Source organism: Pseudonocardia sp. CA-142604, from assembly GCF_050948475.1.
GTDB classification, from domain to species: domain Bacteria; phylum Actinomycetota; class Actinomycetes; order Mycobacteriales; family Pseudonocardiaceae; genus Pseudonocardia; species Pseudonocardia alaniniphila.
Genome location: NZ_CP192045.1, coordinates 6,172,415 through 6,195,096, shown reverse-complemented (window position 1 = coordinate 6,195,096; position 22,682 = coordinate 6,172,415). Strand labels below are relative to the sequence as shown.

General features: G+C 69.4%; 16 protein-coding genes. 4 read left to right on the top strand and 12 right to left on the bottom strand.

The window, feature by feature from the left end:
• Positions 1 to 128 precede the first annotated feature (128 nt).
• The 3 genes from ACQPZQ_RS28135 to ACQPZQ_RS28125 form a co-directional block, all read right to left on the bottom strand.
• On the bottom strand, positions 129 to 902 hold the full coding sequence (locus ACQPZQ_RS28135) for a GNAT family N-acetyltransferase (protein ID WP_433285603.1): 774 nt from the start codon (positions 900 to 902) through the stop codon (positions 129 to 131).
• Positions 903 to 943: 41 nt separating this feature from the next.
• On the bottom strand, positions 944 to 1,972 hold the full coding sequence (locus tag ACQPZQ_RS28130; protein WP_433285601.1) for a HoxN/HupN/NixA family nickel/cobalt transporter: 1,029 nt from the start codon (positions 1,970 to 1,972) through the stop codon (positions 944 to 946).
• Positions 1,973 to 2,181: 209 nt separating this feature from the next.
• A complete protein-coding gene (locus tag ACQPZQ_RS28125; RefSeq protein ID WP_433285599.1) occupies positions 2,182 to 2,607 on the bottom strand; it encodes a MarR family winged helix-turn-helix transcriptional regulator in 426 nt (141 codons plus the stop codon).
• Between the two features lie 80 nt (positions 2,608 to 2,687).
• Between ACQPZQ_RS28125 and ACQPZQ_RS28120 the strand changes: the two genes are divergently transcribed.
• Positions 2,688 to 4,493, top strand: a complete 1,806-nt coding sequence (locus ACQPZQ_RS28120; RefSeq protein WP_433285597.1) for an ABC transporter ATP-binding protein — start codon at positions 2,688 to 2,690, stop codon at positions 4,491 to 4,493.
• A gap of 1,774 nt (positions 4,494 to 6,267) precedes the next feature.
• Here ACQPZQ_RS28120 and ACQPZQ_RS28115 read toward each other — a convergent pair.
• Positions 6,268 to 9,816 (bottom strand): indolepyruvate ferredoxin oxidoreductase family protein, encoded by a 3,549-nt coding sequence (locus tag ACQPZQ_RS28115; RefSeq protein WP_433285595.1) that lies wholly within the window; start codon positions 9,814 to 9,816, stop codon positions 6,268 to 6,270.
• 119 nt (positions 9,817 to 9,935) lie between these two features.
• Between ACQPZQ_RS28115 and ACQPZQ_RS28110 the strand changes: the two genes are divergently transcribed.
• Positions 9,936 to 11,150, top strand: coding sequence for a PucR family transcriptional regulator (locus ACQPZQ_RS28110; protein WP_433285593.1), 1,215 nt, complete (start codon positions 9,936 to 9,938; stop codon positions 11,148 to 11,150).
• A 27-nt stretch (positions 11,151 to 11,177) separates the two neighbouring features.
• Here the strand turns inward: ACQPZQ_RS28110 and ACQPZQ_RS28105 are convergent, their stop codons facing one another.
• The 8 genes from ACQPZQ_RS28105 to ACQPZQ_RS28070 form a co-directional block, all read right to left on the bottom strand.
• Positions 11,178 to 11,837 (bottom strand): methionine ABC transporter permease, encoded by a 660-nt coding sequence (locus tag ACQPZQ_RS28105; protein WP_433285591.1) that lies wholly within the window; start codon positions 11,835 to 11,837, stop codon positions 11,178 to 11,180.
• A gap of 34 nt (positions 11,838 to 11,871) precedes the next feature.
• Complete coding sequence (locus ACQPZQ_RS28100; RefSeq protein ID WP_433285589.1) at positions 11,872 to 12,840, bottom strand: methionine ABC transporter ATP-binding protein; 969 nt, start codon at positions 12,838 to 12,840, stop codon at positions 11,872 to 11,874.
• 74 nt (positions 12,841 to 12,914) lie between these two features.
• The gene (locus ACQPZQ_RS28095; RefSeq protein WP_433285587.1) at positions 12,915 to 13,808 is read right to left on the bottom strand and encodes a MetQ/NlpA family ABC transporter substrate-binding protein; all 894 of its coding nucleotides are present in this window, start codon (positions 13,806 to 13,808) and stop codon (positions 12,915 to 12,917) included.
• Between the two features lie 287 nt (positions 13,809 to 14,095).
• Entirely contained in the window at positions 14,096 to 15,721 is a 1,626-nt protein-coding gene (locus ACQPZQ_RS28090) for an ABC transporter substrate-binding protein (RefSeq protein ID WP_433285585.1), read from the bottom strand.
• 234 nt (positions 15,722 to 15,955) lie between these two features.
• A complete protein-coding gene (locus ACQPZQ_RS28085; RefSeq protein WP_433285583.1) occupies positions 15,956 to 16,084 on the bottom strand; it encodes a hypothetical protein in 129 nt (42 codons plus the stop codon).
• A 93-nt stretch (positions 16,085 to 16,177) separates the two neighbouring features.
• On the bottom strand, positions 16,178 to 17,713 hold the full coding sequence (locus ACQPZQ_RS28080) for a PEP-utilizing enzyme (protein WP_433285581.1): 1,536 nt from the start codon (positions 17,711 to 17,713) through the stop codon (positions 16,178 to 16,180).
• Between the two features lie 487 nt (positions 17,714 to 18,200).
• Complete coding sequence (locus tag ACQPZQ_RS28075) at positions 18,201 to 19,289, bottom strand: TerC family protein (RefSeq protein WP_433285578.1); 1,089 nt, start codon at positions 19,287 to 19,289, stop codon at positions 18,201 to 18,203.
• A 319-nt stretch (positions 19,290 to 19,608) separates the two neighbouring features.
• Positions 19,609 to 20,472, bottom strand: a complete 864-nt coding sequence (locus ACQPZQ_RS28070; protein WP_433285576.1) for an alpha/beta fold hydrolase — start codon at positions 20,470 to 20,472, stop codon at positions 19,609 to 19,611.
• Between the two features lie 539 nt (positions 20,473 to 21,011).
• On the opposite strand from ACQPZQ_RS28070, the gene ACQPZQ_RS28065 reads away from it, so the two are divergent.
• Positions 21,012 to 21,191 carry a hypothetical protein gene (locus ACQPZQ_RS28065; protein ID WP_241034478.1) on the top strand — a complete coding sequence of 60 codons (180 nt, stop codon included), beginning with the start codon at positions 21,012 to 21,014 and terminating at the stop codon, positions 21,189 to 21,191.
• A gap of 126 nt (positions 21,192 to 21,317) precedes the next feature.
• Positions 21,318 to 22,667, top strand: a complete 1,350-nt coding sequence (locus ACQPZQ_RS28060; RefSeq protein WP_433285574.1) for an MFS transporter — start codon at positions 21,318 to 21,320, stop codon at positions 22,665 to 22,667.
• Positions 22,668 to 22,682: the final 15 nt, after the last annotated feature.

The following is a 22,682-nucleotide window of genomic DNA, read 5'->3' as shown; positions in this document are numbered from 1 at the left end:
TCCGGCTCGCTGATAACGTGCATACCGAAAGCCAGGCATGGTCAGAACGATAGCAACTGAGTTGCTTTATGCAACGTAGCTGACGGCGGATGTGTGCGGCCACACTCCCGTCGAAACGGAGGGTCGGCTCAGGTGGCGGTGCGGTAGTGAAAACCGCACATCTCTCGGAAACCGGTCCGCTCGTACAGCCGTAGCGCTGGAAGGTTGGCGCGTTCGACCTGGAGATACATGCCGTCGGCATCGTGCGTACCGGCCCAGCCGGCCAGTGCGGCGAGCACATCGCGGGCCGCGCCTCTTCCTCGTGCCCGCGGAAGTGTGGCCATGCCGAACACTCCCGCCCAGCCTGTGTCGGCGACCGCACGCCCCACGGCGACGACGTCGTCTCCGCTCATCGCGCAGGCGTAGGCCCCTGGCGGTTCCACGCGGGCGAGCATGTCCCATTCGGCACGGGAGTCGCCGTGGTCGGACGCGGCGCACCAGATCTCGAACCATGCGCGCGTCGGGCTGTCGTCCAACCGAACCCGCAGCGAACGCGTCGGCACCTGTTCCAGGACGCGAGCGGTCGACGCCACCTGCAACGACACCGCGCTCTGGCGGCGGTATCCGCGCTCTGCCAGCACGGCATCGAGCCCGTCCGGACATGCCGGCGGGCTGATCTGGAACCGCGCGGTCGCGCCGTGACGGGCGTAGAAGTTCTCGGCCTCGACGACCCTGTGCACGAGTCTGCCCGGCTCGGCGTCACCGTGTGGCAGCACCGTGCCTGCCCACCAGGAGCAGTTGGGCGCATGGCGCAGCCACCATCCGTCGACATCCTCGACGTGCTCTGCCGGAAGAGCGCGGGCTGCTCGCTCTTGCAGGCCCCGCACCGTTTCCGGGCTGTTCGCGGCAGGTGGCGCCGACACGGACTCCCCTCCACCCGTGTGGCCCCATCGCACCGGTGGAGCTAGGTGGCCTCATCGCTGGCGTGCGCCGCGGCACTCTCCCAGCGCTCCTCGATCTTCCCGTACCGCCAGATGGCCACTGCAATCGCCCAGACGACGACGAAGCCGCCGACGATGACGAATCCGGCGGTGTTGAGATCGAAGTCGTTGGTGAAGTCCCAGATTCCGCCGGTCAGGTCGAACTCCTGGCCCAGCAGCCCCAGCAGTTCGATGCTGCCGATGAAGAATGCGAGCGCCACGGACAGAGCCGTGATCACGATGTTGTAGAAGACCTTGCGGACCGGCCGGGCGAACGCCCAACCGTAGGCGACCTGCATGAAAGCGCCGTCGACCGAGTCGAGGAGAGTCATCCCTGCGGTGAACAGGATCGGCAGGCACAGAACGGCGTACCAGGGCAGCCCGACGGTCGCCGCGCCCGCGGTGGCGGAGAGCAGCGCCACCTCCGTGGCGGTGTCGAATCCGAGCCCGAAGACGATCCCGACGGGGTACATCTTCCATTCCTTGTCGATCGTGCGCATCCAGCGGCCGAAGAACCGGTACATGAGTCCCCGGTTCTCGAGTTGGGCCTCGAGTTCCTCCTCGCGGTAGGTGCCCCGGCGCATGGCGAAGAAGAGCTTGAGGATGCCGACGAGGATCACGATGTTGAGGACGGCGATCAGGTAGAGGAAGCCGCCGCCCAGGATCGTGCCGATGAGCCCGCCGAGGGAGTGCAGGCCACCGTGCTCGTCGGTGACGGCCTTGAACACCGTCTTCGCCGCGATGGTGAGCCCCACGCCGATGACGCAGACGATGGTGGAGTGGCCGAGGGCGAACCAGAATCCGACCGATACGGGGCGCCTGCCCTCGTTCATCAGCTTTCGTGTCGTGTTGTCGATCGCTGATATGTGGTCGGCGTCGAAAGCGTGGCGCATTCCGAGGGTGTAGGCCGTGACGGCCGCGCCGATGCCGAGAAGCGGAAGATGCTGGGGCGCCACCAGGACGGCGAACATGCCCCAGCCGACGACGTGCAGGGCCACGATGACGATTCCCATCGCGGAAAGGCTGCGTCGCTGCGCGTCGGTTGTGCGTGAGAGGAGCTGTCCGATGCCCGTTGTCCGGCTCGACAGATCGGCCACGTGGATACCTCCGGTCGCTTCGACTGATCGATCGAAACTACCGCCACATTTGATGATCTGTACAGATGAACGTACAACGCTATCGGCGCAATACGTGCAAAAGGAATAAGACTCCGATCCGGCCGTCAGTTCCTGAGGTTCCGCAGGATTCGTGTCAGGGAGGCGCGGTCGGCGTCGTCGAGGCGCGCGAAGAACTCCTCGGCCTCGGCGGCCCGCGCGGCACGGACACCGGCGGACACCTGGGCGCCTCGGTCGGTGAGCGCGACGAGGGTGGCGCGGCGGTCGCAAGGGTCGGGGCGGCGCTCGACCAGGCCGTCCTTCTCCAGGGCGTCCACCACCTCCGTGGCGGAGCGCGCCGCGATGCGCAGGTGCTCGGAGAGGGTGCCGAGTCGCACCGGCCCGTGCCTGGTGAGGACGCCGAGTGCTCGAGCCTCCGACGGTGAGACGTCCCACGGAGCCAGTGCGCGCTGGGCCTGGTGTCGCAACTGCCGCGCCACCCCGCGGAAGGCCTCGGCGAGCGTCTCCTCGGGTTCGTCGGACTCCTCGAGCATCGGAATACCCTAGCAACCTGTATGGTTGTTCCCTCATGTTGAGGTAACCTCAGCAAGAATCGACGAAGGGAACACACGACTTGGGGACCGACATCTCGACGGACAAGCTGCTCCGATCCGGCCGACGCACGAACACGGCCGCGGAGAAGGCGCAGGCACAAGACGTGTCCATGCGTCGGATCGCGCGGCTCTTCGTCCCGCACCGCTGGGCCATCGCCACCGTCACCGCGATCATCGTGATCTCGTCCGTGGTCGCGATGGCAACGCCCTTCCTGCTGCGTGCCGTCATCGACGTTGCCCTGCCGCAGCGGAACCTGAAGCTCCTCGTCTGGCTCGTCGTCGGCATGGTCGCCGTCGCCGCCGTGACGGCTGCACTCGGCGTGGTGCAGACGTGGATCTCCACCGGTGTCGGCCAGAAGGTCATGCACCGGCTGCGCACGGACGTCTTCTCCCACCTGCAACGCCAGTCGCTGGCGTTCTTCACCCGCACCCGCACGGGCGAGGTCCAGTCGCGGATCACCAACGACATCGGCGGCATGCAGACCGTCGTCACCTCGACGGCCACCTCGCTCGCCTCGAACCTCACAACCGTCGTGGCCACCCTGGTCGCCATGCTCGCCCTGAGCTGGGAGCTCACGCTCGTCTCGCTGCTGGTGCTGCCGCCGTCGATCTGGCTGACCAGGCGGGTGGCGAGGATGCGCCGCGTGCTCACCGCGGCGCAGCAACGTGAGCTGGCCGACCTGAACGTCATCATCGAGGAGGGGCTGTCGATCAGCGCGGTGCAGCTCACGAAGACGATGGGCACCGGGCCCGCGCTCGTCGAGCGGTTCACCACCTCGTCCGAACGACTCGTCGATCTCGAACTGCGCGCCCAGCTGGCCGGTCGCTGGCGGATGGCCGCCACCACCGTCGTCTTCGCCGCGATCCCCGCGATCATCTACCTCAGCGCCGGTTTGCCCTTCACTGCCGGCGCGATGACGATCGGGACGCTCGTCGCCTTCACCGCGCTGCAGGCCGGGCTCTTCCGGCCGATCCTCGGCCTGCTGAACGTCGGCGTGTCGCTGATCAGCTCGCTGGCGCTGTTCGCCCGGATCTTCGAGTACCTCGACCTGCTGGTGGAGGTCGACGACCCCGACTCGCCGGTCGACATCGAACCGGCCCGGGTCGAGGGTCACGTCCGTGCCGAGGACGTCACCTTCACCTACCCCGGCAGCGAGGTCGCCGCCGTCGCCGGGATCTCGCTGGACGTCCCGGCCGGCTCCAGCCTCGCCCTCGTGGGGGAGACCGGATCGGGCAAGAGCACGTTCGCCGCTCTGGTCGCCCGGCTCTACGACCCCGACGCCGGCCGCATCACGATCGACGGCGTCGACCTGCGCGACATGCGCCTCGCCGACCTCGCCCGGATCGTCGGCGTTGTGAGCCAGGAGACCTACCTGCTGCACACCACCGTCCGGGAGAACCTGCGCTACGCCCGCCCGGATGCCACGGACGCCGAGATCGAGGCGGCCGCTCGCGCTGCGCAGATCCACGACCTGATCGCGGGCCTGCCCGAGGGGTACGACACGGTCGTGGGGTCGCGCGGCCACCGTTTCTCCGGCGGGGAGAAGCAGCGCATCGCGATCGCGCGCACCCTGCTGCGCGACCCGCGGGTACTGGTGCTCGACGAGGCGACCAGCGCCCTCGACACCGAGACCGAACGCGCCGTGCAGCGCGCCCTCGACGAGCTCAGCCGTGGCCGCACGACGATCACCATCGCCCACCGGCTCTCCACGGTGCGGGATGCCGACCAGATCGTGGTGATCGACCACGGCCGGATGATCGAGTCGGGCACCCACGACAGCCTCGTCGCCCGCCGCGGCCGCTACGCCAGCCTCGCGGCTGCTTGACCAGCGACAATCCGGCTCGTCAGCAGCAAGTCAGGCGCTGCACCTGCGTCTGTCTTCGAGCGGCACGTTCCGGGGTCGCGCGACCAGGCACCTTCTTGCATCTCGCCGAAACGGGGAGCCGTCGCTGGGGGCACAACCAGGATCGACGGGCATCGCGGGGGAGTGGGACCCCCTGAACCCCCCTGACACCCCCGGGACGGAATAGCCGCCGCCCCCGGACACCGGGCCTTCAGGCCATTTCCGGCAGAGTTATCCCTGGAACGCGAGTTTCTGGTCGTAGATCACCGAGATTCAGGTTGTTCACCCTCGCGTCGTATGACCCGCCGACAGTCGGCCGGCAGATGGTGGCCCCGGGCTTTCTCCGCCGCCCCAGGCGTGCTCGGCGAGCATGTCGGCCGGCTACGGTGATCCCTCCCGCGCTCGCGCGGCCTCACCCCCTTCGATGATGATCACTGTTGGGCCGCGCAGCCGTGTCCCGCCCGGTTGTCGGTCCCGATTTACCGATCATGGTCGGAGCGCTCCGCCTGCCCCGAGGAAGATCACTGTTTCGGGCCGCACGACGGTGTCCAGCATGGTTGCCGCTCCCGAACTGCCGATCATGCACCGGCTCGCGGCTGTCGGGGATCGTCAGTGGGGCCGCACCGCCGCGTGCCGCCCGGATGGGCTCGGGCGGCCGCTCGGCAGAGGTGGGGGTCGGCTGCCCCGCCTGCCCTGAAGGCGTGATCGTCATTTGGGGCCGCGTAGCCGTGTATTGCGCGGTTTTCGACCCCGATTTGCTGATCATGGTCGGTGTGTCGGACCGGCCGCGTGGCATGGCGGGGCCGGCCTGCCCGATGATCAACTTTTGGGGCCGCGCAGCCGCGTCCAGCACGGTTGCCGGTCCCCAACTGCTGATCATGCGCGGTGCGGGGGTCGTCGCCCGGCGCGGCGGCGGCTTGCCGCCGGGTGCCGTTCGGGGTCGCGCTGGTGTGCCGGTGGGTTGGTCCGCCTCAACCTGCTGATGATGGGCGGGCGCGGGCTGCCTTCGTGCCGGGGTGGGCGCCGGGCCGGCCCGTGAGGCTTGATCAACGTTTGGGGCCGCGTTGCCGTGTATTGCGCGGTCTTCGACCCCGATTTGCTGATCATGGTCGGGTGCTGGGGCCGGCCGCGCGGCATGGCGGGGCCGGGCTACCCGATGATCAACGTTTGGGGCCGCGCAGCGGGGTGCAGGACGGTTGCCGGTCCCCAACTGCTGATCATGCGCGGGAAGGGCGGCGTCGGTCGGCGCGGCGGCGGCTTGCCGCCGAGTGCCGTTCGGGATCGCGCTGGTGTGCCGCCGGATTGGTCCGTGTCAATCTGCTGGCGGGTTGCCTTCCTGTTGGGTAGGGCCCCGCCCGCCCTGAGGCTTGATCGTCGTTTGGGGCCGCGTTGCCGTGTATTGCGCGGTTCTCGACCCCGATTTGCTGATCATGGTCGGGTGTCGGGCTGGCCGCGTGGCATGGCGGGGCCGGCCTGCCCGATGATCAACGTTTGGGGCCGCGCAGCCGCGTCCAGCACGGTTGTCGGCCCCGATCTGATGATCATGGTCGGGCCGCCGACCTGTCGCTCGAGGATGATCGTCGTTTGAGGCCGCACACCCGGGTCCCGGCACGGTTGCCGGCCCCAATCTGCCGATCATGCATGGGTTGTCCGGCGAGCACCTGACGGTGATGGGTTGCCGCGCCGACCCGCTGATCATGGACGGCGCGGGCAGCCTCGTGCTGAGGCGAGGGCCGACCCGCCCGCCTGATCGTCGTCAGAGGCCGCGCAGCGGTATGCCGCCCGGTTGCCCGTCCCCAACAGCTGACTCGCTCTGCAACTGGTCCTGCAGCGACCCGAGTCGCTCGCGGTAGCGGGCGACGTTGCGCAGCTTGACGTCCTCGTAGCCGCGCACCTCGTCGGGCAGGTTCGCGATCTCCACGGCCAGCGGGAGGGTGTCGGGTTCGACCACGTCGAGCAGGCGCTCGACCACGTGGCGGTACTCGACGATCAGCTCCCGCTCGACACGGCGCACCGCGGCCCGGCCGAAGATGTCCAGCGGCGTGCCCCGCACCCGGCGCAGCGCCACCAGCAGCCGGAACACCGGCGTGAACCAGGGGCCGAGGCTGATCTTCTTGCGCATCCCCATGGCGCGCAGCACGGGTGGGTGCAGCCGGTAGGACTTCTTCGCCCCTGCACCGAACCGGGCGGCGACCGCTGCGTCGACCGCGGGGTCGAGCGAGAGCCGGGCGACCTCGTACTCGTCCTTGTACGCCATCAGTTTGTACAGCTGGCGTGCGACTGCCTCGGTGAGCGCGGTGGATCCGGGCACCCGCCGGGACTCGACATCGAGGGTTCGGGAGATGAACGAGGTGTAGGCCGCGGCATAGGCCGCGTTCTGGTAGTCGACGAGGTCGGGCACCCGGATCTCCAGCAGCCGGGCGAGCTCCGAACCCTCGGGCGCGGCCACGGAGGAGATCAGCTCGCGGGCGCGGGCGGGCGCCGGCGCCGGTGCGGGCGACTCCCCGCGCAGCCCGGCGACCGTCGCCTGGAACGCAGCCGGATCGGCCACGAACTGCCGTCCCCGCCGGAAGGCCTGCACGTTCTGCCGCGTGCGCACCCCGTTGACGCCGATCGCCTCCTCGACGGCCTCCGCCGGCAACGGCAACGCGCCCGCCTGGAGGGCCGCCCCGACGAGCAGCATGGTGGCGAACTGATCGTCACCGAAAAGAGTCTCGGCCAGTCTGCGGGCGTCGAGGAACACTGCCTCCTCGCCGCGGGTGGCCCGCCGGATCCGATCGTTGACGTCCGCGATGTCGGGGAAGGCCACCGCCGTGTCGGTGACCATCGGGCCCGTGGGCACCTGTGCGGTCGACACGACGGCGACGGTGCGCGACGGGCTGGTCGCGACAAGGTTCTTCGGGTCGGCCGCGACGAGCAGGTCGGCCGCCAGGTAGAGGTCGACCTCGCCCCTGGCGGCCTTGCTCGCCCCGTCCACACCCTCGTCGCTGATCTTGATGTCGCCGATGACCGCGCCGCCCTTCTGCGCCATCCCGGTCTGGTCGAGGGAGCTGACCTGCCGCCCGGCGATGGTGGCCGCGACCCCCAGGATCTGCGACGTCGTCACGACTCCGGATCCGCCGACGCCGAGGATTCGCGTGGTGTGCCGGTCGGCCGGTACGACCAGGCGCGGCGCGGGCAACGCACCGGCGTCGAGGTCCGGCGCGGTGGTGCTCGTGCGCCCGCCGGGCGGGGGCACGATCGTGAGGAACGACGGACAGTCGCCGTCGAGGCACGAGTAGTCCTTGTTGCAGGAGGACTGGTCGATGCGGGTCTTGCGGCCGAACTCCGTGCGCACCGGCTGCACCGACAAGCAGTTCGAGGCCACCCCGCAGTCGCCGCACCCCTCGCAGACCCGTTCGTTGATCATCACGCGCTGCACAGGGTCGGGGGCGAGCCCACGCTTGCGCTTGCGGCGCAGCTCGGTGGCGCATTCCTGGTCGTGCACGAGCACGGTGACGCCCTCGACCTTGGCGAGGGTCTCCTGGGCCTCCAGCAGCCGGTCGCGGTGCCAGACCTCGACGCCTGCCGGCAACCCCGCGCGCCGGTAGTTCTCGGGCCGCTCGGTCGTGATGATCATCTTCCGCACGCCCTCGGCGGCGAGGGCGCGCGTGATCTCGGGAACGCTCATCACGCCCACGGCCTGCTGGCCGCCGGTCATCGCGACAGCGGAGTTGTAGAGCAGCTTGTAGGTGATGTTGACGCCGGCAGCGATCGCGGCGCGGACGGCCAGGCTGCCGGAGTGGTGGAACGTGCCGTCGCCGATGTTCTGCAGCAGGTGGGTGCGGGTCAGGAAGGGGGCCATGCCGATCCACTGGGCGCCCTCGCCACCCATCTGCGTCAGTCCCGCGACGTCGCCGACCTGCGCCGGCGGCATCAGCAGCACCATCGCGTGGCAGCCGATGCCGGCGCCGACCAGGGAGCCTTCCGGCACCTTCGTGGAGCTGTTGTGCGGGCACCCCGAGCAGAAGTACGGCGTGCGCGGGACCAGCGGGAGCTCGATCACGTTCCGCGCCGGCTGCTGCGCCGCGCGCCACGCGGTGACCGTGGGGAAGTCGCCGTGCTCGTCGAACCGCTCGGCCAGCGCGGAGGCCACGGTGTCGGCGTCGAGCTCACCCTCGCTGGGCAGCAAGGGGAGGCCGGCGCTCGCGTACTTGCCGGTCACGGCGGGCGCGTCCGCGCGTCCGTAGAGGAGGTCCTTGATCGCGATCTCGAGGAACGAGCGCTTCTCCTCGACCACGACGATCTCGCGCAGGCCGCGCGCGAACTCGGTGACCACGGTCGGCTCCAGCGGGTGGACCATCCCCAGCTGCAGAAGCCGCACGCCCCGCCGTTCCAGCTCCGCGTCGTCCAGGCCCAGGATGTGCAGCGCCTGGCGCAGGTCGAGGAACGTCTTGCCCGGCGCGACGATCCCGATGCGGTCGGACGGCCCCGACCGCACGATCCGGTTGAGCCCGTTGAGGGCGGCGTAGCGGCGCGCGACCTCCAGCCGGATGCCGTTGCGGCTGCGTTCCAGCGGCGTGAGCGCGGGTTGCATCAGCCGCGTGGTCACCTCGTGGACGAACGGGCGTCCGTCCACCTCGAGCTCGGGGAGCACCGGCACGACACGGTCCGGGTGCACCTGCACGGTCGCGGCGCCGTCGGCGATGTTGGTGGCGATCTTGAAGCCGACCCACAGCCCCGATGCCCGCGACATCGCGACGGCGTGCAGGCCGAGGTCGAGTACTTGCTGCGGGTCGGCGGGGTACAGGGTGGGCATGCCGAGGTCGGCGAGCAGCTGCTCCGAGGCGCCGGGGACGGTGGAGGACTTCGCACTCGGGTCGTCGCCGACGAACGCGACGGCCCCGCCGAGGTGATGAGTGCCTGCCAGGTTCGCGTGACGCAGTGCGTCGGTGGCCCGGTCCAGGCCGGGCGACTTGCCGTACCAGAAGCCCGTGACACCGTCGACGCGCCGGTCGGGCGACCCCGCGGCGAGCTGGGTGCCCTGCACGGCGGTGGCCGCCAGCTCCTCGTTCACCGCCGGCCGGAACACGACGTCGTGCGCGTCGAGCAGCTCGCGGTGCCGGTTCAGCTCCAAGTCGTAGCCGCCGAGCGGGGATCCCTCGTAACCGGAGATGAAGACCGCGGTACGGCGGCCCGCCCGCTGGTCCGCGCGGCGCACGTCCAGCGGCAGGCGCGCCAGGGCGTGGATGCCGGTGAGGTGGATCAGGCCGTCGTCCAGCTCGTAGCGATCGTCCAGCAGCGAGCGCGTGGTGGGTGCTGCCACAGCTGCGTCTCCTTGAGTTATTCGGGCTTGTCACGATGGTGACGGGACAACGGTCCCAGGGACATGGGGCAGATCCAGAAACTTGCGGTCGAATCCCGTGCTATCCACGAAGGATGGGGATGGACGGGCGAGCGGCGACCACCGAGGCGCACCTGCGCGCAATGGCCGAGCGGCTCGACGAGCTGGCGCCGATGATCACCGCGCGGATACGCGCCGAGGTGCCCGACTACGCGGTCCTGCCAGTGGTCGAACACCTACATGACGTGGATTCGCAGATCAAGGGCGTCGTCGACGGGCTGCTGGCCAGGCAGCCTCCTCCTGCCGAGGCGATCGAGCGAGCACGGAAGGTGGGCAGGCGCCGGGCCGCCCGCAACTTGCCGCTGCCCAGCGTCGTCGAGGCCTACCACATCGCCTACCGCGAACTGTGGAACGAACTGCTCGGCCGGGCCCAGGCCGAGGGCCCGGAACAGGCCGGTGCTCTCGTCGGCGAGGTTGCTCTGTTGTGGAACTGGTTCCATCGGCTCAGCGCCACCGTGGCCGAGTCCCACACGGAGGAGACCCGGCTGCGGGCCACCACACGCGCGGCACTGCAGCGGCGGTTCGTGGGGATGCTGCGTGGATCGTCGCGTGGGGCGGAGGAGCAGGGCGCGCTCGCGCGACAGCTCGGATTCGACCCCGACGAGGAGTTCGTCCTCGCCCGGGCCGACGAGATTCCCGAGACCCGGGTCGAGGAGCTGGACAACCGGTTGGCGGAGGTGGCCGGCACCGTGCAGTGCTCATGGGACGCGGGCTCCGTGGTCGTCATGGCCCAGGGCTGCAGCGACACCGACCTGCTCGACGCCGTGCACGCCGTGATCTCGGACGCCCGCGTCGCGGTGGGCCTGCCGCGACGTGGCGTCGACGGAGCACGCCTCAGCCTGCTCGACGCGGACGACGCGTTGCTGCGTTCCCGGGCGGTCGGTGCCGACGTGCGTTTCGCCGACGACTGGCTGCTCGCGACGCTCGGGGCGAGCAGCCACCGTCTGGAAGCCCTGCTGTCGCGGGGCGCAGGCGTCGCCCGCGCCAACCCGGCTCTCGCGGCGACCGTGCAGGCTTTTGCCGATGGCCGCAGCTCCGTCACCTCGTGCGCGCGGATCCTGCAGATCCATCCCAACAGCGCCAAGTACCGCCTGGACCGCTGGCGGGCACTCACCGGGTGGGACCCGCAGACGTTCCCCGGCCTCGTGTCGTCACTGGTGTGCCTGGGTCTGTTCGCCCCATCCGAGGCGCGCGCCTCTGCAGCGGAGGACTGTTCACCAGCTCGTCGGACGAACGGCACGTCGGTCCCGACCTGACGGGCGAGGGCCGCTCGTCCGACGAGCTCACCGGTGCAGAGCGCGGCGCGCCAGCCAGTTTCCGAGCAGCTGTGCCACCTGCACGATCACGATGATGATCACCACCGTGACCAGGGTGACCGGCCAGTTGAACTGCTGGTAGCCGTACGTGATGGCGAAGTTGCCCAACCCGCCCCCGCCGACGTAGCCGGCCATCGCCGACATGTCGACCACCGCCACGAAGATGAACGTGTAGCCCAGGATCAGCGGGCCCAGCGCCTCGGGCACCAGCACGCTCCAGATGATCCGGAACCGGCTCGCGCCCATGGAGCGGGCGGCTTCGATCACTCCCGGGTCGACCGAGACGAGGTTCTGCTCGACGATCCGGCCGATGAAGAACGTGGCCATCGCCGACATCGGGAACAGCACCGAGCGCGTGCCGATCGTGGTGCCCATCACGAGCAGTGTCAGCGGCCCGACCGCGGTGATGAAGATGATGAACGGGATCGGCCGGATGATGTTGACCAGCACGTTGAGCACGTGGAATGCGGGCGCGTTCTGCAATAGCCTGCCGCGGCGGGTGGCGTAGAGGGCCACACCGAGCGCGAGCCCGAGCAGCCCGGCGATGAGCATCGTCCAGAAGACCATGTAGACGGTCTGCTGGAACGAGAGCCAGAGCACGGGGGCGAGCTGTCCCCAGTCGGTCATGACGCCGCCTCCGCGGGAGGAAGTGCGTCGGCGGTCACGATGCCGCCTCCGCCCGGATCTCCTCGACGCGGGTGTGTGCGGCGAGGTCGGCGACGAGCGCGTCGATTGCGTCGTTGTCGCCGGTGAGTTCGAAGGTGATGCTCCCGAACGGCTTCTCGGCCAGCTCGCGGATCCCGCCGTAGACGATCGTGCTGTGTACGTCGCTGGCGGCGAGCGCGCTGGACAAGGCGGCACGCGCACCGGGATCGTCGCGCACCCAGACGGTGACCATCCGACCGTCGAAGTGCTCCCGCAGCCGGGCGAGGGTCTCCTCGGACGGGCGGTCGTGCAGCACGCTGTGCACGAACCGCCGGGTGGCCTCCTGCTGCGGGTCGGCGAACACGTCGTAGACCGGGCCGTGTTCGATCACCTGGCCCTGCTCCATCACCGCGACCTTGTCGCAGATGGAGCTGACCACCTCCATCTCGTGGGTGATCACCACGATGGTCGTGCCGAGCTCCCGGTTGATCCGCTTGAGCAGGGCGAGGACGTCGAGGGTGGTCTCGGGGTCCAGCGCGCTGGTTGCCTCGTCGGCGAGCAGGATCCGCGGCGAGGTGGCCAGCGCACGCGCGATGCCGACCCGCTGTTTCTGCCCGCCGGAGAGCTGGTCGGGGAACTGGCGGGCCTTGTCGGAGATCCCCACGAACTCCAGCAGCTCGGCCACCCGCTGCCGGCGCCGCTCGCGCGGCCATCCGGCGATCCGCAGCGGATAGCCGACGTTGCCCGACACAGTGCGTGAGGAGAACAGGTTGAACTGCTGGAAGATCATCCCGACCTCGCTGCGCAGCTCCTGCAGCCCGCGCTCTCCGAGCTCACCGGTCACGCGCCCGCCCACGCTGACGGTGCCCGCGGTCGGCAGCTCGAGGGCGTTGATCATCCGGACCAGCGTGCTCTTGCCCGCCCCCGAGTAGCCGATGACACCGGTGATCTCGCCGTCCTCGATGTCGAGGTCGACATGATCCACGGCAAGCACACCTGATCCCCGCGGCCCCGGGAACTCCTTCGCGGCGCCCCGGAAGCTGATCACTGGAGCCACGATCAGCTGCCGATCTTGCGGATGTTGTCCTCGATCCGGACCGTCTCGGCCTGCAGGTCCGCGGCGTCGTTGTTCTTGAAGATCGTGTCATCGCCCAGATCGGCGCGAATCGCCGCCTCCACCTCGGGGCTGTGGTAGATCGCCACGAGCTGCTGGTAGGTGGGGTTGTCCTTGTCGGCCGCGCGGGCGACGAAGGTGTTGATGTAGGGCTTGGACGCGTCACTGTTCGGGTCGTCGGCGAAGATCCGCTTGTCCTTGCCCAGCTTCGCGGCGGTGGCGTAGTTGTTGTTGACGATCGCGCCGTCGACGCCGGCCAGGTTCGCAGCGGTCTGCGCGGCGTCCACCGGCAGCACCGTGACCTTCGACGTGGCCTGGTCGATGTCGTTGACGGTGGAGAGCGAGTTGCCTCCGCCGCGGAGGCTGATGAGCTTGGCTGCCTGCAGCACCAGCAGCGATCGGGCCTCGTTGGTGGGGTCGTTGGGGATCGCGATCTGGCCGCCCTGCGGGATCTGGTCCACCGAGGTGTGCTTGAGGGAGTACAGCGGCAGCGGATAGACGGCGGTGGCGCCGATCGGCACCAGCGTGTCGCTGTTCTTGACGTTGTAGTTCGCGAGGTACTGCAGGTGCTGGAACTGGTTGAGCTGCAGCTGGTTCTGGGAGAGCGCGGGGTTGGGCTGGTTGTAGTCGGTGAAGTTCACGAACTGCACCGTGATGCCCGCGCCCGCGGCCTTGTCCTTGAAGACGTTCCAGTAGTTCTCGCTGGCGTCGGCCACGCCGATGGTGATGACCGGGGTGCCGCCGGATCCGGCGGCCGGAGTCGAGCCCGGTGCGGCGCAGGCAGCGGCCAGGATGAGCGCAGGCAGGAGCAGGAGCAGCGCTCGTCGAGCACGTGGCATGTCGGGGAATCCTTTCGGCGCGCGGGCCGCTCACTCGCGGCCGCGCGGAAGTACCGGTGATCCGGGCGGTGGCGCCCGGAGAGTCGTGAAGGTGGGCGGGCTCTCGGCCCCGACTGTCCGGAGCGGGAGGCGCCGGGCCTGTGGTCAGCGGGAGCGAGAGCCCCGGCGACAGCCGTGGCAGCGACAGGGCGGACGAACGGCCGCGACGCAGGCGGCACGCGGCGCGCCGACCAGGGCGTCACGCCCTTCGTTCGCTTCCCCCACGAGGGTGAATTTATCAGGACGGGTTACGGGGTCTTCCAGGCGTCGTAGAGCTGGATACGCGAGGAGGCGTCGAAGCGGACCCCGTGGACATCGGCGCCGACGCCCAGCACGGTGGTGAGCTCGACGACCGGCACGGTGTAGTAGTTCTGCAGGAGCAGCTGCTGGGCCTGGCCCACCAAGCCGGTCCGCTTCGCCGGGTCGGCCTCGGCGGCCTGGGCGGCGAGCAGCTCGTCGAGTGGGCCGGGTGAGAGCCGGTAGAAGTTGTTGCCGGTCGTCGCGAACTGGGAGCGCAGGATGTCCGGGTCGGCGCGGGTGAGGTTCCCCCAGGTCGCGACGAAGTTCCCGCTCTGCTGCACGGGCGTCGCGTCGGTGATCGGGCGCTCGTCGAGCTGCAGGTCGATGCCGACGGCCTTGAGCTGCTGCTGGATGAGCTCCAGCGCCGGCCTGTTGGTGCCGGCGTTGGAGAACCAGGTCAGCGGGATCGTCAATGCCTGGCCGGCCTTGGCGCGGATGCCGTCGGGGCCGGAAGCCCACCCGTCGGCGTCGAGGACGGCGGCGGCCTTGGCGGGGTCGAAGCCCAGCAGCGCGGACTCGTCCTGGTAGGAGGGCGTGCTGGACGCGAGCACGCTGGTGGCCGGCTTGGTCTGGGACGTGAACACGGCACCCACGAGCTCGGGCCGATTGATCGCCAGCGAGATCGCCTGCCGCACGGCGGGGTCGGAGACGATCGGCTTGCTGAGGTTGAAGCTGATCCCGAACGGGATGCCGGGGTTGGCCCGGGCCGGCAGCTGGATGCCCACGGCTGTCAGCGGGGCCTCGTCCTGCTGCCCGATGCTGCCGACGGCGTCGACCTCACCCGACTGCAGGCTGCCGGTCCGCACACCCGACTCGGGGACCACGCGGAACTCGATCCCGTCCAGGTACGCCTCGCCGGTGTGCGCCGACAGCGCCGAGCCCCAGTTGTAGCCCGCGCGCTTGGTGAGGACGGTCGACTGGTTGAGCGCGTAGCTCTGCACGACGTAGGGACCCGACCCGATCACGGCGGCGCAGCGCTCGTCGTCCGTCTTCGCCACGGTGGCGGGGGAGAGGATGCCGAGGCTGTGGGTGGAGCTGCCCTGCAGGAACTGGACGTTCGGCGCGCTGAAGGTCACCGTGAACCTGGTCGGGCTCTCGACGGTGGTGCCCTGGTAGTTCGCCAGGTAGCCCTTCGGGAGGCTGCCGCGGGCGCCGAGCTGGGGCACCTTGTCGAAGTTCGCCTTGACCGCGGCGGCATCCAGGGGCGTGCCGTCGCTGAAGGTCACACCGGGCCGCAGGTCGAACGTGTACGCGGTGGCGTCGGCGTTGATCTGCCAGCCGGTGGCGAGCCACGGCACGATCTCGCCGGTGTCGGGGTTCTGGTCGGTGAGCGAGTCGACGATCTGGCGCAGGGAGTAGATGGAGTCGTTGCTGGTGACCTGCTGCGGATCGAGGCACCCCTGGTCGCTGCTGACCGCGAACGCGAGCGTGCCGCCGGGCTGCGGGGGCCCGGCGTCCGCGGCCGGCTGGGCGGACGTGCCCCCGGAACCGCACGCGGCCAGGCCGAGGACCACGACGATGCCGAGCAGGGCTGCCGGGAGCCGCCGTCGGAAGGGGACAGGGAGCGATCTCATGGACGGTGTCCTTCGGGGAGGCTGGGGGTTGGTGCAGAAGGGCCCGCGAACGTCGGGGGGCGCCTCGCGGAGTTGCCTCGCCGAGGCGTGGTTCGCCGGCCCGCGTTCGCGGCGGGGCAGGGAAGTCAGCGGTCCTGAGCCGGGTCAGGCCTCGCCGTCGCTGACCGCGGATCGTCCGCCGTCAGCAGCAGGACGGCGGCCGGCGCAGGGCGCGCTGCGCCGTGGGTTCCGCCGTCACTGCTCGTCGTAGGCGTGCCCGCGGCGCGATGGCCAGAAGACCTCGAGGTCCGGCCGCAGGCTCCCCGACATCGACACCTCGTCCGCGGAGCGGAGGGGCCGAGGCCCCGGCACTGCCGATGTCATGCATGCATGCTGCGTTCCGAGCACCCCGAGAAACAACCCGGTGTCCGGGTTGTGGAAACGCGGATCGAATGTCCGGACTCGGGCCCGTCAGTGTCAAACGTGGATCCGGGCGGAGCCCGAGGGGGGCGTTCCGAGCGACTCGCGCCGCACGCCGAGCGCCTCGAACAGATCCTTCTCGTCCAGCGGCGCGCATTCGGTGACCGGGATGCCGCAGGCCGCGAGGAACTGCTCCACCGCCTCCGGCGTTTCCGCCGCCAGACCGAGGCTCGCCTGAGCGGCACCGGGCCAGAAGGTGAACTGGAGCCGCACGTCGTCGACGTCCGCGGTTTCGATCCGCCGCTGCCAGGCCGGCTGCTCGGTGTGGTGCAGGCCGCGCAGCAGGTTCACCCCGATTCCTGCCGTGTCCACGTCCACGCGGACGTCCTCGTCGAAGCGGAACGGGCGGTCGGGCAGCAGGTTGGTGCGCGTGAACTGGACCCGGGAGCCCGCCCCTGTGGTCTGCACCAGCGTGCCGATGCGGCACCCCGAATGGTCGGCGTCGTCGAAGGGAAGGATCTCCTGCACCCGATCCCGAATCTCGACGCCCCGGGCCCGCAGATGTGACCGTACGACGTCCTGGAACACCGGATCGACGAGCACCGTCTTGTACAGGCCCTTGTAGTGAAATCCCGACGCACCACGGATGCCGGCGTGCCGCACCCCGGCGAAGATCGCTTTCTTCCGCTCGACCAAGGGAAGGGCGAGCAGGGGCGTGACGCGCCCGTCCACCGCGTCCACGAGTAGGGGCATGCCGTCGAGTTCGCGGCCCGGGGTCGAGACGTTCGCGACCACGGCGGGAATCCCGAGTTCGCGCGTCAGCCGGGCCGAGTGGGAGAGGGCGTTTCCCGTGCGAACGATGAGTGCCGCCGCCTCGCTGAGCCGCCCCAGCTCGGCGGCTGTCGGCATCGTGTCCAGCACGACGACCCAGCCGCGGACGGGCATCCCGTCGCCCGCCGCCGTCGCCGGACCGATCCCGTAACCGGGAGAGACCACGACGTCGACGGGCCGGGCACCGCACGTGTCGGGGCGTGCCGCGGGAAGGGGCCTGGTCACGGGCGGAGTGACGATGTCGCGGGACTGGAACACGTACAACCGGCCGTCGTGAACACCCCACTCCACCTCCTGCGGACCGCCGAACTCCTTCTCCAGCAGGTGCCCGAGAGCTTTCAGGGCCGCCGGAAGATCCTCATCCGTCACCGCCCAGTTCGCCGGGGTGGGCGCCGGGGCGCCTGCCCGGGGAAGCGTGTAGCGCTCTTTCGCGCCCAGCCCCCCGACGACGCGCGTGTCGGGTCCGTCGGCGAACTCCACCAGCATGGTGGGGCTCTCGGCGATCGGGTTCCTGGTGGACAGCACGCCCGCGACCGCACAGGGCACCATGCGTTGGACGACCACATGCATCGGTGCGCGCGTGCTGGCGCCGTGCAGGGCCTGATAGGCGATCGCCGACAGGACCTCGTCGGCGGTGTGGAGATCGGCGTACGACCCGTGCGCGCCGCCGGGAAGAATGTCCTTGTCGGCGGAAGAGCTGCGCACCATGACAGGCACCCCGGAAAACACGGTGTCCATCAGCTCGCGCACATCTGCGGCCACGATCTCAGAATGGGTTGTGGCGTAGTGTTCGTCATTGAGAACGTAGGCTTCGGGAACCGGGAGACCGGCGTTGAGCATCGTGCGTAATCGCTCCCCCGTGATGCCGACGTCCAGCGGGCATGCCTGTAACGCAAGCAGCAACTCCACGATCGACAGCCTCTCTAGCAGGGCCTGGTGCCGGATTGGCGCTGTGCCGCGCCACTATCCGGGGAAACGGAATTCCTGCAGAGACTGTTCACGCGTATGACCCGCGACATAGGGGGGATCCCGGCGCGTTGATCACTGTTCACATTACGCGGCGATCACCTCAGGCATCACCGGGGGCCCGAAAAACGGCACGGGGATTGATCTTCCACGTTCTGCGCGCGGCGCCCCAGGGGTGCTTCGCGCCGCACGGGCCGAAGCGGACCTGGAGCGAGAACATCCCCCGATGCCCGTTGCGGGGACGAGCATCGGGGGATGGGGCAGGCTCCCGTCGGGGCGGGCCTCAGTCGCCGGCGACGCTACGCCCGCTCTTGGGCGTGGGCGCCTGGTCGTGGTCGGAACGCTCGTCGTCGGAGTGGTTGTGGTCCGAGTGGTCGTTGTCGACCGCGGTCGGCGGCGCGTGGACGACCGACGGGTCGCGCTTGGCCTTCACCAGGCTCGCGATGGTGGTGATGACCAGGACGCCGACGATCACGCTGAGCGAGAGTTCGATGCCGACGGTGGGGACCGGCACGGGCTCGCCGCCGTTGATGAACGGCAGGTTGTTCTCGTGCAGCGCCTCGAGCACCAGCTTCACGCCGATGAAGGCGAGGATCACCGAGAGCCCGTAGGACAGGTAGACCAGTCGGTTGAGCAGCCCGCCCAGCAGGAAGAACAGCTGTCGCAGACCCATCAGCGCGAACGCGTTGGCCGTGAAGACGAGGTAGGGCTCCTGCGTGAGGCCGAAGATCGCGGGGATCGAGTCGAGGGCGAACAGCAGGTCGGTGAAGCCGATCGCCAGCATCACCATGAGCATCGGCGTGAGCAGGCGCTTGCCGTTGACCCTCGCGAACAGCTTGGTGCCGTGGAAATCGTCGGTGACCGGCAGGTACTTGCGCAGCAGCCGCACCGGGGCAGGCTCGCCGTCGTCGTGCTCGGTGCCCTGGCGCGCCAGGTTGACCGCTGTGACCACGAGGATGACCGCGAAGAGGTAGAAGATCCAGCTGAAGGCCGCGATGGCGGCAGCACCGATGGCGATGAAGATGCCGCGCATGATCAGCGCGATCACGATTCCCACCAGTAGCACCCGGTGTTGGTGCACCGACGGCACGCTGAACGCCGCCATGATGACCACGAACACGAACAGGTTGTCGACCGAGAGTGAGTACTCGGTGATGTAGCCGGCGAAGAACTCCCCGGCGAAGGCGCCGCCGGCGAAGAACCAGATCCCTATACCGAAGAGCACGGCGAGTGCCACGTAGAAGAGCACCCAGCGGGTGGCCTCCTTCATCGTGACGGTGTGTGGTTTGTGGTCGACCAGGAACAGATCGGCGAGGATGATGGCCACCAAGCCGCCGATGGTGGCGAGCCACAGCCAGGTAGGCACGTTCACTGAGGGGACCTCCGGGGGTCGCTCGGGCAACGCGGAACGGCCCGAGGTCTCTCCCATCGGCCCTGGGTGAGGTGGTGCGGGCCGATCGATGGCGCCGGGTCCCGATGGCGGTGGGCTCCGTGCTGACGACGCCACCGCGAGCGGGATACTCCCCTACGGTGCTGGCAACATTCCATCATGATCCGAACCGGTCGGCACAGGCGGAGTGACGTTGGACACGTCACATTTGAGCAAGTTGCCCGGATCGAGGGTATCTGCTGCGGGCACTAAGTCGCAGCGGCAGACGTTCCCCCGCCTGCGGCCGGCTCCGGTGCAGAGCTCAGCCCAGGAAGGTGTTGACCTCCGCGGCGAACTCCGTGGGGTACTGGAAGAGGAACCCGTGGCCAGCGTTCGGGTAGATCGAGAGGGTGGCGTTCTGCAGGTTCGATGCCAGTAGCCTGCTGTTCCTCGTCGGTATGAGGATGTCGCAGTCGCCGTTCGCCACCAGCGTGGGCCGCTCGATCCCGGCGAGCCGGTGCAGGCGGGTCGGGTCCGGGATCCCCCAGGCGGTGATCGCGTCGAGCTGGGCGTCACGGGTCTGGAGGCTGGTCGGTTCGTCCCGGTCCTGCGTCCGGCTGCAGATGCGGTCGATCGCGTCCCAGCCCTTGCCGACGCTCGTCGGAGTCCGCTCGAAGAAGAGGTAGAGGAAGTCCTCGCCCGTTGGCTCGTCGGGTGTCGCCGCGTCCAGGACGTCCGGGGTGAAGCCGTGCATCTGCTCGCCGCCCTGCGGGCCGGTGCCGGCCAGCACGAGGCGGCGCACGAGTTGCGGCCGGATGAGGGTGAGTTTCTGGGCGACGAAGCCACCTAGGCAGAACCCGAGGATGTCGAGTGTGCGCAGGCCGAGGGCGTCGACGAAGGCGAGTGCGTCGCGCGCCATCGCCGTGACGCTGCTCGGTGTCCGTCCTGAGGAGCCGCCCACGCCGGTGTTGTCGAGCAGGATCACTTCACGTTCGGCCGCGATCGCGTCGATGAGCAGTGGATCCCAGTTGTCGAGGTTGCCGCGGAAGTGCTGCAGGAACAGCAGTGGTGTCGTCTCGGGCCCGGTGCTGCCGAAGCGGCGGTAGGCGTACGTGATCCCGTTGCCGGCCTCGATGTGGAGGTTGGGGGCGGTGACCTGTCTCGGAGTGGTCGTGGGTGTGGACATCGCGCGGGCCGTCACGCCGCCGGCACGGCTGCGACGTAGGGATCGAGCCGGTCATCGCTGCGGTACGGACCGGCTTCCGGATGGTGCGACACGGGCAGGGGTGCTCCTTCGGGGAACGGGCTGACGCGAGGTCGGCCGACATCGGCGTCTCATCCCCACTGTCATGCCGCAAGGCCCGGGACGACACCCGGGAACGCCCGTGACAACTCCCTGGCGGGTGTGGTCTCGACCTCTACTGGGTGGGTCCTCGCCGCCTGGCTCCGTCACTGCGTCCGGAATATCGGATTTGCGCACATCCGATGCCACTCTGAGGTGAAGCGCGCGGCCACGGCGCGCTGAGCCGGGGTTCCGGCAGGGGGCTACCTCGCCGTGACGACGCCTGTTCCGCCCGTGTCCTGATGGCGCTGCCCCGGGACAGGACCCAGGGGTCTCACGGGTGCGGTTCCCGGTGGCGATGCGTGACAGTTGTCCCCGATGTCAGCGACGGAGGGTGCGCTTCCGGCCCTGTGGCCCGTGCGCTCACCCCATGGGAGGCAGTCATGCCAGTCGACGAGACCTGGACCGGAGGATGGATCGTCGTGGACCAGGACGGCCACGAGCTCACTCGTGACCCCCTGTCCGGGGAACGGTTCACCGAGGCGACCGCGAACCAGGAAGCCGCCGCATCACGCTTCGCGGGGGTCGACGCGCGCGCTGTCTTCCGGCAAGCGGCCGCCTGAGACACCCGGCGGGCACGCCGCCGGCCCCCTGGCACGTTTCGCGCCGACCGTGATCGTCGCGCATGCGGGTTAGCATCCCGCGAGGTCCGGGCACGAGGCCGGGCGTTGACGACGGGGGAGACTGCGATGGCGCAGGACACGGTCGCGGACGCGATCGACGACGGCTCCGGCAATCTGGTCGACAAGCGCAACCTGCGCACGGCCGCCTGGGGCGGACTCATCGGAACCGCCCTCGAGCAGTACGACTTCGTCATCTACGGCACTGCCACCGCGATCATCTTCAACCGCATCTTCTTCCCCGACGCCGACCCCGCCATCGCCGTGATCGCCGGATTCGCCACCTACGCGGTCGGGTTTCTCGCCCGGCCCCTCGGAGGCCTCTTCTTCTCCCGCTACGGCGACCGGCTGGGCCGGAAGTTCGTGCTCGTCGCCACCCTGTTCCTCATGGGCATCTCGACGTTCCTCATCGGTGCCCTGCCGAGCTACGAACAAGCCGGTCTGCTCGCGCCCGCCCTGCTGGTCGTCCTGCGACTGCTCCAAGGGTTCGGGGCCGGCGCCGAGCAGGCGGGCGGGGTGGTGCTGCTCACCGAGGTCGCCCCGCGCGAGCGGCGGGGCCGCTACGCATCGCTCGTGTTCGTCGGCGCGTCCGCAGGTACAGCGCTCGGTGCCGTCATCTGGATCCTCGCGCAGTTGTTGCCCGACGAGCAGTTGCTCGCATGGGGGTGGCGGCTCGTGTTCTTCTCGAGCGCGTTCGTGACGCTCGCCGCGTACATCCTGCGCAGGCGACTGCGTGATGCCCCGGTCTTCGAGCAGGCGAAACGGGAGCGGGACCAGGAGCGCACCGTCACCGAGTCACCGATCAAGAGCGTGTTCACGGTGGGCCGACGGCCGTTCTTCCGCACGTTCGCCCTCAACATCGGCGGCAACACCCAGTCCTACGTGTTCCAGGTCTTCATGGGGAGCTATCTGATCCAGACCGTGGGCGTCGACGAGCGGCTGGTGCCGCAGGCGCTGCTGGTCGGCGCGCTCTTCGGATGCGTCTCCGCGTTCGTGACGGGTGTGCTCACCGACCGGTACGGACGCAAGCCGGTGATCATCGCTGTGGCCGCGTTCCTCGTGCTGTTCCCGGCACCCGCGTTCCTGATGCTGGACACCGGCAACACTGCGCTCGTCGTGCTCGTGATCGTGCTCGGGTTCGTCTTCGCCGCGTACGGCACGGTCGGCTCGCAGGCCGCCGCCTTCGCCGAGCTCTCGGGCTCGCGGTACCGCTACGCGGGCGTCGCGCTCGGGCGCGAGTTCTCCGCGGTGCTCGGGGGTGGCATCGCACCCCTCCTATCGGGAGTGCTCGTCCAGCTGTTCGCCGGGTGGATCGGTGTTGTGGTGTACATGACCGCGATCATGCTCGTCACCCTCGTCACCGCCGTCCGGATGCCGGAGACACGCGGTCGGGACCTGAGGCTCGAGGCGGACGCCTGACGCCTGCGCGGCCGC

Bases quoted from the DNA above. Each gene is read 5' to 3' on its own strand.
- ACQPZQ_RS28130 (WP_433285601.1), bottom strand. From the start codon at position 1,972: ATGGGAATCGTCATCGTGGCCCTGCACGTCGTCGGCTGGGGCATGTTC.
- ACQPZQ_RS28125 (WP_433285599.1), bottom strand. From the start codon at position 2,607: ATGCTCGAGGAGTCCGACGAACCCGAGGAGACGCTCGCCGAGGCCTTC.
- ACQPZQ_RS28110 (WP_433285593.1), top strand. From the start codon at position 9,936: ATGGACGGGCGAGCGGCGACCACCGAGGCGCACCTGCGCGCAATGGCC.
- ACQPZQ_RS28105 (WP_433285591.1), bottom strand. From the start codon at position 11,837: ATGACCGACTGGGGACAGCTCGCCCCCGTGCTCTGGCTCTCGTTCCAG.
- ACQPZQ_RS28095 (WP_433285587.1), bottom strand. From the start codon at position 13,808: ATGCCACGTGCTCGACGAGCGCTGCTCCTGCTCCTGCCTGCGCTCATC.
- ACQPZQ_RS28090 (WP_433285585.1), bottom strand. From the start codon at position 15,721: ATGAGATCGCTCCCTGTCCCCTTCCGACGGCGGCTCCCGGCAGCCCTG.
- ACQPZQ_RS28085 (WP_433285583.1), bottom strand. From the start codon at position 16,084: ATGACATCGGCAGTGCCGGGGCCTCGGCCCCTCCGCTCCGCGGACGAG.
- ACQPZQ_RS28070 (WP_433285576.1), bottom strand. From the start codon at position 20,472: ATGTCCACACCCACGACCACTCCGAGACAGGTCACCGCCCCCAACCTC.
- ACQPZQ_RS28065 (WP_241034478.1), top strand. From the start codon at position 21,012: ATGCCAGTCGACGAGACCTGGACCGGAGGATGGATCGTCGTGGACCAG.
- ACQPZQ_RS28060 (WP_433285574.1), top strand. From the start codon at position 21,318: ATGGCGCAGGACACGGTCGCGGACGCGATCGACGACGGCTCCGGCAAT.